Below are 14,858 nucleotides of genomic sequence, written 5' to 3' on the forward strand. Positions count from 1 at the left end.
TTACAAATCCCTTCGCAGTCTTGGGTCGAGCATGTCCCGCAGCCCGTCACCGACCATTTGCAGCGACAGCACGGAAAGAATGATGGCAAAGCCGGGGAAATAGGTCATCCAGTCGGCCTGGCCGATATATTGGCGGCCGGCGGAGATCATGGTTCCCCAGGTTGGAATTTCGGGGCTGACACCAAGCCCCAGAAAGGAAAGCCCGGCCTCGGCCAGCATGGCGCTGGCGAAAAGGAAGGTACATTGCACGAGGATCGGCGAGACCAGATTGCGCAGCACATGCCGCGTCATGATGTGGAAGGTGGAGATGCCGAGCGCCTTGGCCGCCTCCACATAAGGTAACTCGCGGATCACCAGCGTCGAGGCGCGCACGATGCGGGCAAGACGCGGCGAATAAACGACGGCAAGCGCGATGATGACAGTCGTGAGCGACGGGCCGAGTGCCGCTACCAGTGCGATGGCCAGCAGAATATCCGGAAAGGCCATCATGGCATCGATCAGCCGCGCGATCGGTGTATCCAGCTTCTGGAAGAAGCCAGCGAGCAGGCCGAGCGTGATGCCGATCAGCGCCGAAAGCGCCACAACGGCGGCACCGACCAGGAGCGACAGTCTTCCGGCATAGATGGTGCGGGAAAACACGTCGCGGCCGAACTCGTCGGTGCCGAACCAGTAAATTTCGCTCGGCGGCTTCAGGCGATTGACGATCGACAGTTTCGACGGCGAATAAGGCGCAATCATCGGCGCGAAAACGGCAAGCAGCACGAATACGAGCAGCACGATGAGACCGGCAGCGACGGTCTTGCGCTTCAACAGGCGCCGAATAAACAGGATGGTCGGGTTGCGCGCCGGCGGGGTGGTGGAAACAATATCGGCCATCAGTAACGAACCCTCGGATCGACCAGCAGGTAAAGCATGTCGATTGCAAAATTGATGAGCACGTAAAGCCCGGCGATGATGAGAAGCGCACCCTGGATGACCGGATAATCACGCCGGAGCACGGCCGACACGACAAGATTGCCGACGCCCGGCAGACCGAAGACGGTTTCCGTCACCACTGCACCGGAAATCAACACGGCGGCGGTGAGGCCAAGCACGGTGAGGATGGGGATGAGCGCATTCTTCAGCGCGTGTTTCATCACCACCCGGCGCTCCTTGACGCCCTTGGCTCTGGCAGTACGGACATAATCGTCACCGAGAACATCCAGCATCGAGGCGCGGGTGAAGCGCAGAATGAGAGCCGAAGAGACGAGGCCGAGCGCGATTGCCGGCAAGGTCAGGTGATACATGCGCTCCATGAAGCTGGCACCCGGCCCGCCATAACCCGACACCGGGAACATATCGAGCCTCACGGCAAAGACCTGCATGAGGATGAGGCCGAGCCAGAAGCTCGGAATGCTCGCCGCAAGCATCGCAATGGTGGTCGCGGCCTGATCCACGAAGGAACCGCGCCGGTAGGCGGCGTAGATGCCGATGGGCAGCGCGATGACGCTGGCAATTAGCAGCGAAAAGATCGTCAGGAAGAAAGTCGGCTCCGCCCGGTCCAACAGCGCGGATCCAACAGGCATGTTGAGGAAGATCGACTGGCCGAGATCGCCCTTCAGCAATTGACCGATATAATAGAGATATTGCACGCCAAGCGACTGATCGAGACCGAGCCTTGTGCGCAGCTCCGCAATATCCTGCGCCGAGGCATCCGGCCCCAGCATCACGGCGGCCGGATCTCCTGGCGTGACGCGCAGGATGACGAAAACGATGGTGACGACGAGGAACATCACCACGATCATTCCGGCAAGTCTCTGGAAAATATACCGTATCACGTATGAAGGCTCCGAAGCGCGTGATGGGCCGCCATCAGGCGACGGTTGAACAGAGTTGTCGATGAGTGCCGGTAATTCCGGCACTCACGGTCGGAAAACACTTGCTTCCGTCATGCCGGTCCTCGGGTCAGGCCCGAGGATGATCCGGCATCCAGCCACCACGCGTCTGCGTGGTGAAAGGCTCCCTTGCGATCAAAGACTTGATCGCGCTGGACACCGGCTCGAGGCCGGGTTGACGGCGTGCGGATGTTATGCCCGACATCCACGGCGAGGCTGGTCTTACTTCGTGACCGAAGCGTTCCAGAAATAGGGCCAGGGAGCCGGATCGACGCCTTCCAGCTTGTTGGACTTGGCCGCCACCGCGTTGAAGTCGCCGATCTTGATGAGCGGAAGCTCGGCATACATCGTTTTCTGTACATTGGCCCAGAGTGCGACGCGCTTGTCCGGATCCGCCTCAGACGTGAAGGCATCAACCGCCGCCTTGCGCGCCGGCGTATCCCACCAGCCGGGCGAGCCGGTGGAGAGCGCACCGATCAGTGCCGGTTCCGGCAGGAAGGGGCTGTGGGTGATATAGATATCCCAGAGCTTCGGATCGGCGCGGCGCTGCGTCAACGTCGCCCAGTCCACCACCTGCATATCCACCTTGAAACCGGCGAGTTTCAGATATTCGGCGGCAACCTGCGCCATCTTGTAATGGAACTCGTATTGGCGGCTGGTGAGGATGCGCAGCGGCTCGCCATTATAACCGGCAGCCTTCAGCTTTTCGGCGGCGGCTTCCGGGTTGCCGACATTATAATTGCCCTCGACGCCCTCTTCCGTGTGCCAGGAAAAATTGTCGGGGTAATAGGCACCATCAAGCGCGTAAAAATCCGTGCTGCCGAAAGCGGCTGCCAGCATGTCTTCCATGTTCAGCGCTTCGGTCACCGCCTTGCGAACCTCCAGCTTGGAGGACAGCCCCTCCTTGGTATTGAACACGAAGACCGGATAACCGAAGGGCTTCAGCATCAGCGGCTGCGAGGCGGAAGAAGACTTCACCTTATCGAAGGATTCCACCGGAATGGAATCGACATAGTCATATTGGCCGGAAACGGCAGCTTCGACGCGGGTATTCGGATCAGGCACCGGAACGAAACGAATTTCATCGAGATATTGATGACGGGCACCACCATAACCGTCGCTTTCGCCATCACGGGATTTGTAACCGTCAAAACGCACGAGCTGGATATATTGGTCCGCCTTGCGTTCCTTCAGCATATAAGGACCGGTGCCGACAAATTCGGCCATCGGCTCAGCCTGTTTTTCAGCCGGCAGAATGATAGCGGCGGAATTGTTGAAAGCCAGAAGCGAGGTCAGCGGCGCATAGGGCTGCTTGAGGGTGATCGTCACCGTTCCGGCATCTGGCGCGGAAATATTGTCGATGAAACCGGCGGCCTGCTTGCCGCGCGAGGCGATCTTCATCCAGCGGCCGAGCGAGGCGACGACATCTTCCGAAGTCATGTCGCTGCCATCATGGAACTTGATGTCCTGCCTGAGCTTGATGGTGTAAGTTTTGCCATCCGCACTGATTTCGGGCAGGCTTTCGGCCAGAAGCGGCGTCACCTTCCAGCCCTTGTCGAAGGTATAAAGCGTTTCGAAAATATGCTGCGTGACGATGCCGACGAGATCGGCGGTCGAGGCCATGGGGTCGAGTGTCGGCGGCTCGCCGATCGTCGCGACGTTGATGACGCCACCCTTCTCCGCAGCCATCATCACACCCGGCGCCAGCAACAGCGCGGCGGTGGCAAGAAATGCAATTTTACGTCTCATGGTCAAGCTCCCAGCTCTTTTTTTCAACTCGATGTTCCATTATTATGTTATATGCATCTTTATAACAGAATATCTCGATAAGACGCCTTGTCAATGACCTTGCGACGACATGAGAAGATTCAAGGTTGGGGAGAGGAGCTTCAGCAAGGCAGCAGCGGATATCCGCCTGGTGGCTTGAGCGCACAAATCCACGCCACCACCAGCTCAATGCAGCATGAACGGCTTTTGAAAGTGTAGACATTTCAATCACGTCGGCGACCAGTACAAATGGGTTGCGCTGATTGATTTATGCAGGTTTATACATCTGGACGACATTATGCATTCGGCGCATTAATCAGTTTTTCCAGATCATCTTTAAACAGCATTGCCTAATTTCACTGATCGTGCGATTTTCGCGCAGTTTTAGGTGTTGATATGTTTTTATTTAATTCTTTTTTAACAAAAAATAGGCGCGCTTTTTTCGCTGTCGGCCTCGCCAGTGCGCTGATGAACATACTTAATCTTTCCGGCTCGCTCTTCATGCTGGAGGTTTACGACCGCATTTTGCCCAGCAAGAGCATCCCTTCGCTTGTCGCGCTGGTCGTTCTCCTCATCATCCTCTACGCCTTTCTGATGGGTTTTGATGTCTTGCGCAGCCGGATATTGGCCCGTATCGCCGATAATATCGACGACGCGCTCAATCAGAAGCTTTTCAGGGCATCGATCGGCGCTCCTCTTCTTGCCTCCGCCAAGATCGACGGATTGCAGATCGTCGGCGATCTCGATCAGATACGTCAGTTTCTGTCCGGCCCGGGGCCGGGAGCATTTTTCGACATTCCGTGGCTACCCATCTATCTGCTGATCTGTTTTGCCCTGCATCCATGGATCGGCTTTGCGGTGCTTGGCGGCGCCGTCATTCTTGTTGTCCTGACACTTTTGACCAATTGGCTCACCGAAAAAGCGACCAAACAGGCTTATGCCGCGCGTGGACAGAGAAACGCACTCGTTGGCAATAGTCAGCGCAATATTGAATCCATCAGAACCATGGGGATGATGGGTGCGGTAACGTCGATGTGGAGCGAACTGCATTCGCGATATCGCGCCGTCACACTGTCGACATCCGATACGGCGGGCATGCTTGGCGCGATATCGCGCACATTCCGCCTGCTGCTGCAATCCGGCGTCATGGCGATCGGCGCCGTGCTGGTCATCGAGGGCAATGCATCAGCGGGCAGCATCATCGCAGGCTCGATCCTTTCGGCAAAGGCGCTTGGCCCCGTCGAACATGCGATAGCCAACTGGCGCAGTTTCATGACGGCGCGACAGGGCTGGAAACGCATCAACGAATTTCTTGAACTTGTGCCGGAGCCGCCACCGCCACTTTCCCTGCCGCGGCCGCAATATACCGTTGCCGTCGATCGCGTGACGGGTGGGCCGCCGAGTGCCGCGCGCGACACGGTTGCCGATATTTCCTTTACGCTGAATGCTGGCGACGGGCTTGGGATCATTGGCCCAAGCGCCTCTGGAAAATCAACGCTGGCGCGCCTGATGACGGGAATCTGGCCCTATGACCGCGGTTCCGTGCGCTTCGATGGTGCCGCGTTGAACCAATGGGATTTCGAGGTTCTCGGCAAATCCATCGGCTACATGCCCCAGCAGGTGGAATTGATGGCGGGAACCGTCGCGCAGAATATCGCGCGTTTTGACCGTGATGCGACAGCGGAAGCAATCGTTGCAGCGGCCAAGGCCGCTCAGGTTCATGACCTGATCCTGAGCCTGCCCAACGGTTACGACACCTATATCGGCGATCGTGGCGGGGCCTTATCAGGCGGGCAGAAGCAACGCATCGGCCTTGCGCGCGCGCTTTTCGGCGAGCCGTTTTTTGTGCTTCTCGATGAGCCCAACTCCAATCTGGACAGCGAAGGCGAGATGGCGCTGCGCAATGCAATCGGCGACATCAGGGCGCGGGGCGGCATCGTTGTCGTCATCGCCCACCGCCCCAGCGCCATCGAAAGCGTCAATCTCGTCATGGTCATGAGCGGCGGCCGGATGCTTCGCTTCGGCACGAAGGAAGAGGTGCTGGCGCAAATCCTGCGGCAAAACCTGCATCAGGTGCCAGTAGCGGAGGAAGAAACGCGCAAGATCGAAAACCGGGTGGGCGAAAATGGTTGAGCAGGAAAAAGCCGGCGTCACGAATGCGTCTCTCGTAAAGCACTCCTTGGCAGTGATGGTTCTCGCCATCGGCCTTCTCGTCGGATTGGGTGGCTGGGCGGCCATGGCAAAGCTTGCCGGCGCAGTCGTCGCCACGGGACGGGTCGTCGTCGAAGGAAACTCCAAGAAAATCCAGCACCTTTCCGGCGGGATTGTCAGCGAGATCAAGGTCGCCGAAGGCGACAGGGTCGATGCAGGGCAGATTTTGCTGCGGCTGAGCGACACGATCGTTCAGGCCAATTTATCCATCGTTGAGAACACGCTCGCGCAACTTTATTCACGCCGTGCGCGCCTGCGCGCCGAAATTACCGAAGCCTCATCTTTCACCGTGCCGGAAGATCTGGTGGGATTGACCAATCCGAAAGCCGCCAGGACATTCATCGACAGCGAACAGGGGCTTTTCAACAGCCGCCTCAGCGCGCTGACCGGCATGAAAAAACAGCTGGCAACGCGCAAGGAGCAACTTCTTGATGAGGCGCGAGGCATGGGCGTTCAGGTTGAGGCAACCGAAAACGAGCTTGCCATCGTCAAGGAAGATGTTTCCAAGACGCAGGAACTTTACAGCAAGGGGCTCGTAACGCTTCAGCGGCTCAATCTTTTAAAGCGGCAGCTTTCCAACCTCGAAGGCCAGCAGGGCCAATATATGGCGGCCCGCGCCCAGACGGTGGGCAAGATGAGTGAAATGGACCTGCAGCTGCTTCAGCTTGACGAAGACCGCAAGTCCGAAGTTACCAAGGACCTGACATCGGTCGAGGCAACGGTCGCCGAATATGAAGAACGGCTTACCGCAACCCGCGATCAGCTGGATCGCCTTGATATTCGTTCACCGATCACCGGGCGTGTCTATCAGCTTTCAGTGCACAATATAAACGGCGTCATTCAGCCGGGCGAAGTGCTGATGCTTGTGGTGCCAGAGAAAGACGACCTTGCAATCGAAGCCGACATACTTCCGCGAGACATCGACCAGATTTACGTCGGCCAGCCGGTTACCATCCGGTTCACGGCCTTCAACCAAAGCACGACGCCTGATGTCGTTGCCGAAGTCGCCGTCGTCGCTCCCGATCTGCAGATGGATTCCCGAACCGGCGCATCCTTTTACACTCTGCGAATCAAACCGGATAAAATCGGCATGCAGCATCTTCCGGGCGGGAAACTATACCCCGGAATGCCGGCGGAAGTCTTCATACAGACGAGTGAGAGAAGCGTTCTATCCTATTTCGTGAAACCGTTTCAGGACCGGCTTAATAAAACGTTCATACAGGAATAAGCTTCTTTACACCGAATGCTATCCAAATGAAAACATTCGTAAATATCCAGATAGATGCTCAATATACTTTTAAAAATAGCGTAATTTAGTCTCTTGTTTTATTATTTTTTATGGATTAAATGTCGCATGCATTGCTAAGTTTAAAGTAAATTTCAATTCATTTCAGTCTCAAAAAATTTATGGGAGAGTAACATGGCTCTAACTGTCACCTTCGGTAATGGCGGCGCTTCAACAGTTTCGTCGCTCACAAATCTCGTCGATCAGGAAGCTTACGAGCTCCTCACGGAATCGACGACGCAGACCAAAATCGGCTCCTCCCTCGACACCGGCGTGGTCAATGTCGGTGCGGTTACCGTTCCCGGCAGCGGTACGGGCGGCAAGGTCGATGTCGGATACAACGCCGGCACGAACGGCTTCACCTTCGACGTGTCGTCGGCATGGAATTCGGTCAAGAATGCTCTCGCCAAGTCCGACACTTCTGAAAACCTCTCGTTCAAGGATTTCGTTCAGGTTGACGTTCATCTCGGCGGCACGGGTTCTTCCAGTGTTGAAGTCCTCAATGCCAAGCGCGGCAACATCTCCACCGGTGCGGGCAACGACACGGTCGTGCTTTCTGTCGTTTCGAACGACAAGGGCTGGGTAAACGCCTTCAATATCGATACTGGCGCAGGCAACGACACGATCACCGTCAAGGCTGGCACTGCATTTAACGACGCCTCCGGTTCAGGCATTGTCGGCACCCAGGCTGTGAATGGCGGCGCTGGCGTCACCGACGGCAGCTTCACCTCCGTCAAGATCGATGCCGGCGAAGGCAACGACACGATCGATCTGAGCGGCGTCAAACTTGCCTCCTCGCTGGTAACCGGCGGCAAGGGCATCGATCACATCATCGCCAGCAGCGGCGCCGATACTTTCGTGTTCAATCTCGGCGACATGGCCAAGAGCCTTGCCACCGACACCATCACTGGTTTCAACGCCAGCATGGACAAGCTCAAGCTGGTCGGCACGACTATCTCGAACTGGACGCTGTCGAACTTTGATGACGACACCATCCTCAGCTACAATGTGGATGGCGCGCACAAGGGTGAGAAGATCGTCGTTTCGGGCGTTCACCTTACTGGCAGCGACTGGTTCACTGCATAATTCTCTCAAAGAGAATTTGCGCTAGCAGCCTCATCGCCTAAAAATGATCGTGGTCCGGATTTCTGGACCACGATTTTTTTGTAGGACACAAAGAAGCAATCAAGAAACAGCTCGTAACTGATGTGAAAACACTGCGCTTAATTCAGCGGCTTGAACAAAAATAACTTTTCAAAAGCAATTGATTAATCTGAACCGATATCAAAAAACGAAGAAACTGCGCGAGCGTGACAAAACTGCACTAGCGCAATGCAGCAATCGAAGAGATTATGATCTCCGACTGAATATTAAAACAACAATATCAACGCTCCTCTGAACCATGAATTGCAGATGATTGCAGCTTTCTGGCAAAGATGGTCGATGAAGAACTTGAAGCATCACCTGGAATTCGGCATATGCCCAATGCAGGTGGAAGCAGTTTCTAAATACGATTCTGCTTAAGGGATATAATACCGGTTGAGGTTCCTTTACCGGCGCTGTTTATGACGTGTCTATTTTTAAAATTATACGATGTCCGGACTGTTTTTACTTTTTGGACGAAATTCATTTTGAGGACCAAATGCGTTTATTGAATGTTTCGATTCTGCTTGCCTCCGCAGCGCTGGCGGGCTGCACGGTCACAGCGGCGTCCGGGCCCGATGCGGCGTCAATCGAATCCAACGCTTCGGTCAAATTCGGTTCCAAGGACAAACAGAAAACCGCAGGCGTCGACTACGCGCTGATCGACATAAACAGTTCCGTCCTGAATTATGTCGGCGACACCACGACGACGACCCTGCTCGGCAGCTTCGGCGGTGGCAAGGGCGGTGTGCCTGCGCTGCCAATGGGTGTCGGCGATGTGGTGCAGGTGGCGATTTTCGAAAGCCAGGCGGGTGGTCTGTTTATTCCGAACGATGCGGGCAGCCGCCCCGGCAACTTCATCAGCCTGCCGAACCAGACGGTGGATAGGGAAGGCAATATCAGCGTGCCCTATGCCGGCAAGATCCGCGCGACCGGCCGCAATGTCGAGGATGTACAGAGCGAAATCGAGGAGCGACTTGCAAACCGCGCCATCGAACCGCAGGTTCTTATCACCAAGATTTCCAGCCGTTCGGCGCAGGCCTCCGTGCTTGGCGATGTCAAGGAACCGACAAAGGTCCAGCTTTCGGAAGCGGGCGATCGCGTTCTTGACGTGATTTCCTATGCCAAAGGCCTCAGCGCCCCCAATATCGAATCCTATGTGACGCTGATCCGCCGCGGCAAGACTGCGCGCGTCAACTATAATCACCTCGTCAGCACGCCGACCGAGAACATCTATGTGGTTCCGGGCGACACGATCATGGTGGAACGTGAGCGCCGCACCTATCTGGCCTTCGGCGCTTCCGGCCTCAACGGCCGTTTCGAATTCGAGGACGCCGATCTCAAGCTTTCGGATGCGCTTGGCAAGGCGGGCGGTTTGCTCGATTCCCGCGCGGACCCGGCCCAGGTCTATGTTTATCGCACCGTCAAGCGCGACCTGCTGGTCAAACTCGGCATCAATACATCCAAGTTCCCCGGACAAGACGTTCCGGTCATCTTCCGCGCCAATCTGCGCGATCCGTCGACCTTCTTCGCCAGCACGAAGTTCCCGATGCAGGATCGCGACATCATCTACGTCACGAATTCGCAGGCAACCGAACTTTACAAGTTCCTCGATCTCGTCGGCTCCGTTCCCGCAACGACGGGCAATGTGGCCGAGGATGTCCTTGCGACGCGCAACGCCATCCGGGCCTTCTGACCCATGGCATCGCCCCGCTGACACCAAAGCCGCCCCGGAAACGAGGCGGCTTTTTCTTTGGCTGAAACCAACGGGGGGAATTGTCTGCCGGTCAGCATGCATATCGACGATACTCCGCTCCATCAACTGATGGCACTAGTGAACACAGATGCTGATCCTGGAGGCACGGTCCGAAGCGGGCAGCGGCTGCCGTGCGGTAAGGCCGGTGACCGGCATCGGCCGAAAGCCGTCCCCCCCTGCTCCGCAAGGCGTAGCGCCGTGGACATTGTCGCCGCCATTACAAAAGTTTAAGGTGATTTCGCAGCGCAATGGGTATCTTCTGGGTGGCAAGCTGCTCCCAAAGCTTGCCGCACATGTTCGGGAAAGCATGTATCGCTCTCATTATGCGGAACCTTCAGATGAAACGTTTCTGGACCGCCCTCAGCGTTCTTGCCATCGCAGCCATCGGCGCGTGGTATTTTAGGGATCGCCTGCCGCTCGATCAAATTCCCTATCTCAAGCAATTCGCCAGCGTCTCGCAAAAGACGGAACCTGCCGCAACGGATACCAGGGCGCAGCACGCACAAAACGGCCAGTCCGCCCCACAGCAGGGCCAAAGACAAGGGGGCGGACGGCGCAATGGCGGACCGCCCACCGTCAGCACCATCGCCGTCGACAAGGCGACACTGCCGATGGATGCCATGGCAACGGGGTGGGCGGTTGCGGCCGATATTACCAATATCGCCCCGCTTCAGGCCGGTCTCGTCACCGAAATCACGGCAAAGGACGGCCAGCATATCAAGGCCGGCGATCTGATCCTGAAAATGGATGACCGCATTGCCCGCGCGGCCGTCGACAAGGACAAGGCCAATATTGCCGCCGATCAGGCGACGCTTGATCAGGCAGAGGCGGCCTTCCAGCGCGCCGCCAATCTGGTCAAGCAGAATGCCGAAGCCCAGCAGGTGCTGGATCTGGCCAAGGCGGCGCGGGATTCGGCCAGCGCCAAGATCAACGCTGACCGCGCGGCACTGGCCTCCGACCAGGTGACGCTCGAGAATATGGAGATTCGTGCGCCTTTCGATGGGCGGCTGGGCGATATCAGCGTCAGCCCCGGCGCTTATCTCAGCGCCGGCGTCAATATCGTGACGATCACGAAATACGACCCCATCGACGTCAGTTTCCGCCTGTCCCAACGTTACCTGCCGCAATTGCGCGAGGGCCTGGAGAAAGGAACAGCTGTAAATGTCGACCCGGCGGCGACCGGCGGCGAGGCCATGCAGGGCGTGTTGCGCTTTTACGACAATACCGTGGACCAGACCTCCGGTACCGTGCTGGCGAAAGCGGAATTCAAGAACGACCGCGGCCTTTTATGGCCCGGCCAGTCCGTCAACGTCACCGCCCACTTCGTTTCGGATGAGGAGATGATCGTCGTGCCGACGGTGTCGGTTCGGCCGGGGCCGAAGGGAAGTTTTGTCTATACTGTCGATGAGAACCACCGGGTCCACATGACGACGGTGGAAGTCGCCCGATCGAACGGCGATCTCACCGCCATCGCCAGCGGCCTGTCCGGTGGAGAGCATGTGATCGTCGAAGGCCAGTCGGAACTCACCGACGGCCAGCAGGTTGTCGAGCAGTTTTCCGACAAGGGTGGCGCAGACGGCAATCTGGCCGCCAATGTTCCGCAGGAAGGGGCTGGCAAACCATGATCTCCAATTTCTGCATCAACCGGCCCGTCGCAACCACTCTTCTCGCCATCGGCCTCGTGCTGGCCGGGCTGGCCGGTTTCCGTCTGCTGCCCGTCGCCGCACTGCCGAAGGTCGACTTTCCGACAATCAGCGTCTCGTCGTCGCTATCAGGCGCTTCGCCGCAGACCATGGCCACATCGGTCACCACCCCGCTGGTCAAGCAGTTCGAGACCATTCCGGGCGTCAGCGAGATCAGCGCCACCAATACGTTGGGCAACAGCTCGATCGTGCTGCAATTCGACCTCAACCGCGATATCGATGCGGCGGCTGCCGACGTTCAGGCCGCAATTTCGCGGGCGCAGCGGCAATTGCCGAGCAACATGACGACAACGCCGAGCTACCGCAAGACCAACCCGGCCGATGCGCCGGTGCTGCTGCTTGCCGTCAACAGCAAGGAAATGCCGACCAGCAAGGTAGATGAAATCGCCGAAGATATTATCTCGCCGCTTCTGTCGACCATTTCCGGCGTCGCGCAGGTGAGCATCTACGGCGCGCAGACCTATGCCGTGCGGATCGGCCTCGATCCGGCGCAACTTCAGGCAAGAGGGCTCGGCGTCGATACCGTGACAACGGCCATTGCGCAGGCGAATAATCAGGTGCCTGTCGGCGCGTTGCAAAACGATAATCAGCGCCTGACGATCGAGGCGGATACCCAGCGCACCGATGCTGCTGCCTTCCGCTCGCTGGTTGTCGCGACTAACAACGGCGCTCCCATCCATCTCGGCGATATCGCAAATGTCACCGATAGCATCGACAATACCAACGCAGGCAGCTGGTTTGATGGCGAACAGGCCATCGTGCTTGCCGTGCAGCGCCAGCCGGACGCCAATACCGTTGATGTTGTGGATGCCATAAAGGCCAAGCTGCCGGCACTTCGCCAGCAATTGCCGCCCTCGGTGAACATCAACGTCATGAACGATGCCTCGACAGCCATCACGGACGCGATCTCCGATGTGCAATTCACGCTTTTCCTTACCATCGGGCTGGTCGTCGCGGTCATCTATCTTTTCACCGGCCACCTGACGGCGACCATCATTCCAGGCCTTGCCGTGCCGCTGTCGCTGATCACCGCCTTTGGTGCGATGTATGTGCTGGGTTACAGCATCGACAATATCTCACTGCTTGGCCTGACATTGTCCGTGGGGCTTGTGGTTGACGACGCCATCGTCATGCTGGAAAACATCCTGCGCCTGCATGAAAAAGGGCTGACCATGCGGGAGGCGGCGCTTCAGGGGGCGGCGGAAGTCAGCAACACCATCCTGTCCATGTCCATCTCGCTGGTTGCCGTGTTCATTCCCATCCTGTTGATGGGTGGGGTGATCGGCAGGTTATTCAACGAATTCGGCATGGTCGTCACGCTCGCGATCATGGCATCGGCGCTGGTATCGCTCACGGTAACGCCGATGCTCGCCTCGCGCCTTTCCGGCAATTCGTCGAGACCGCCAGCCATTGTCCGCTGGTTCGATGCCGGTTTCGAGCGCACGCTGCGTGGTTATGGTCGTGCCGTCGGCTGGTGCCTTTCCCACCGCCGTGTGGTTCTGGCTTCGTTTCTGGCCTCGATCGCCGCCTCGCTCTTTCTGTTCGAGACCCTGCCCTCCAGCTTCTTCCCGCAGGAGGATATTGGCCGCCTTTCCGTGTCGACGCAGGCACGCGAAGACATTTCCTATACTGCGATGCGTGACCTTCAGGCTCAGGTCGCGGACCAGATCCGCAAAAATCCGGCCGTTGTGCATGTCACGTCCATCGTCGGTGGCAATTCCCGCAATCCGCTGAACAACGGTTCGATGTTCGTGGAACTGAAGCCCAAGGAACAACGCGCGCCGCTCAGCCAGGTACTCACGGAACTGGGGCAGGCCACATCGAAAGTCGCCGGCATCCGCACCTATATCAATCCGCAGCAGAGCCTGCGTTTTGGCGGGCGCAGCTCCGCCAGCCAGTACCAGCTCGTCGTTCAGGGCCTGAACGCCGACACCACCAATGACTGGTCGAACAAGCTGATGGAAGCGATGCGCCGCGACCACACCTTCACGTCAGTCACCTCAGATGCCCAGAACGGCGCGATCGCCGCAACGATTTCCGTCGACCCGGAAAAGGCGGCCGCCTTCGGCATCACCAACGACCAACTGCGCAAGACGCTGGAAATGTCCTTTGGCGGTTATACGGCGGCGCAAATCCAGTCGACCGGCGATAGTTACGACGTGATTATCGAATTCGACAGCTCGAAACAGTGGAATGACGATTTCCTCAGCGATATCAACATTCTCTCCGCCAAATCTGGCGTTCTTGTTCCGCTGTCCAACTTCGCCAGCCTGACCCGCACCCAAGCACCGGTCACCATCAACCAGACCGGCCAGCTCGTCTCCACCACGATTTCCTTCAACTTGCCGGATGGGGTGGCGCTTTCCGATGCCACCAGCCAGATCGATCAGCTCAAGAGCACGATCGGTCTGCCACAGGACGTTTTCACCAGCTATGGCGGCACGGCGGCGATCTTCCAGCAGAGCCAGGGCAATACCGGCATCCTCATTCTGGCGGCGGTGCTGACCATTTATGTGGTTCTCGGCGTTCTCTACGAAAGCTTCATCCATCCGCTGACCATCTTGTCCGGCCTGCCGGCGGCCGCCTTCGGCGCTCTGGTGGCATTGAAGGTGATGGGCATGGATTTTTCGATCATCGCGCTTATCGGCCTTTTGATGCTGATCGGTATCGTCAAGAAAAACGCGATCATGATGATAGACGTTGCGGTAGAACTAATGCGCGAAAAGGCGGAACCGCCCGTCACCGCCATCCACGAAGCCTGCGTTCGCCGGTTCCGGCCTATCATGATGACGACCTTCTGCGCGCTGCTTGGGGCGCTTCCCATCGCACTCGGCTCAGGTGCAAGTTCGGAGCTGCGCCAGCCGCTCGGCGTCGCCGTGGTTGGCGGCCTCATCGTCTCGCAATTGCTGACGCTGTTCATCACGCCTGTCATCTTCGTGGAGATGGACCGCTTCGGCCATTTCCTCACTGGCCTGTTTTCCCGGAAAAAACCAGCCGGAAAACATGCCGAGCCGCAAAAACCGGAAAGCGAAGGTCAGCCCGATTCCGTTGCTGCCTAACCTCTTTTTCCGAGGCGCTTCAGCGCCTCGGAAAAACCTGCCGTCTGCAGTCGTGGATAA

The 14,858-nt window shown here is 57.6% G+C and carries 9 protein-coding genes; 6 read left to right on the forward strand and 3 right to left on the reverse strand.

Features of this window, described 5'->3' with window-relative positions; translation table 11 throughout:
* The 3 genes from CFBP6623_RS16495 to CFBP6623_RS16505 all read right to left on the reverse strand — a co-directional run bounded on the left by CFBP6623_RS16495 (window position 1) and on the right by CFBP6623_RS16505 (window position 3,623).
* Window positions 1-876, reverse strand: coding sequence for an ABC transporter permease (locus CFBP6623_RS16495; RefSeq protein ID WP_046800792.1), 876 nt, complete (start codon window positions 874-876; stop codon window positions 1-3).
* A complete protein-coding gene (locus CFBP6623_RS16500) occupies window positions 876-1,817 on the reverse strand; it encodes an ABC transporter permease (protein WP_046800791.1) in 942 nt (313 codons plus the stop codon). The genes CFBP6623_RS16495 and CFBP6623_RS16500 overlap by 1 nt, the downstream gene beginning before the upstream one ends.
* 279 nt (window positions 1,818-2,096) lie before the next feature.
* Entirely contained in the window at window positions 2,097-3,623 is a 1,527-nt protein-coding gene (locus CFBP6623_RS16505) for an ABC transporter substrate-binding protein (RefSeq protein ID WP_046800790.1), read from the reverse strand.
* A gap of 414 nt (window positions 3,624-4,037) precedes the next feature.
* On the opposite strand from CFBP6623_RS16505, the gene CFBP6623_RS16510 reads away from it, so the two are divergent.
* The 6 genes from CFBP6623_RS16510 to CFBP6623_RS16535 all read left to right on the forward strand — a co-directional run bounded on the left by CFBP6623_RS16510 (window position 4,038) and on the right by CFBP6623_RS16535 (window position 14,798).
* A complete protein-coding gene (locus CFBP6623_RS16510) occupies window positions 4,038-5,774 on the forward strand; it encodes a type I secretion system permease/ATPase (protein WP_046800789.1) in 1,737 nt (578 codons plus the stop codon).
* A complete protein-coding gene (locus CFBP6623_RS16515) occupies window positions 5,767-7,080 on the forward strand; it encodes an HlyD family type I secretion periplasmic adaptor subunit (RefSeq protein WP_046800788.1) in 1,314 nt (437 codons plus the stop codon). The genes CFBP6623_RS16510 and CFBP6623_RS16515 overlap by 8 nt, the downstream gene beginning before the upstream one ends.
* 192 nt (window positions 7,081-7,272) lie before the next feature.
* Window positions 7,273-8,223 (forward strand): M10 family metallopeptidase C-terminal domain-containing protein, encoded by a 951-nt coding sequence (locus CFBP6623_RS16520; protein WP_046800787.1) that lies wholly within the window; start codon window positions 7,273-7,275, stop codon window positions 8,221-8,223.
* A gap of 556 nt (window positions 8,224-8,779) precedes the next feature.
* Window positions 8,780-9,976 (forward strand): polysaccharide biosynthesis/export family protein, encoded by a 1,197-nt coding sequence (locus CFBP6623_RS16525; RefSeq protein WP_046800786.1) that lies wholly within the window; start codon window positions 8,780-8,782, stop codon window positions 9,974-9,976.
* Between the two features lie 398 nt (window positions 9,977-10,374).
* Entirely contained in the window at window positions 10,375-11,661 is a 1,287-nt protein-coding gene (locus CFBP6623_RS16530; RefSeq protein WP_046801090.1) for an efflux RND transporter periplasmic adaptor subunit, read from the forward strand.
* Window positions 11,658-14,798: an efflux RND transporter permease subunit gene (locus CFBP6623_RS16535; RefSeq protein ID WP_046800785.1), complete on the forward strand. Its 3,141-nt coding sequence runs from the start codon at window positions 11,658-11,660 to the stop codon at window positions 14,796-14,798. The genes CFBP6623_RS16530 and CFBP6623_RS16535 overlap by 4 nt, the downstream gene beginning before the upstream one ends.
* Window positions 14,799-14,858: the final 60 nt, after the last annotated feature.

The sequence above is a fragment of the Agrobacterium tumefaciens genome (assembly GCF_005221385.1).
Taxonomy (GTDB): Bacteria; Pseudomonadota; Alphaproteobacteria; order Rhizobiales; family Rhizobiaceae; genus Agrobacterium; species Agrobacterium tomkonis.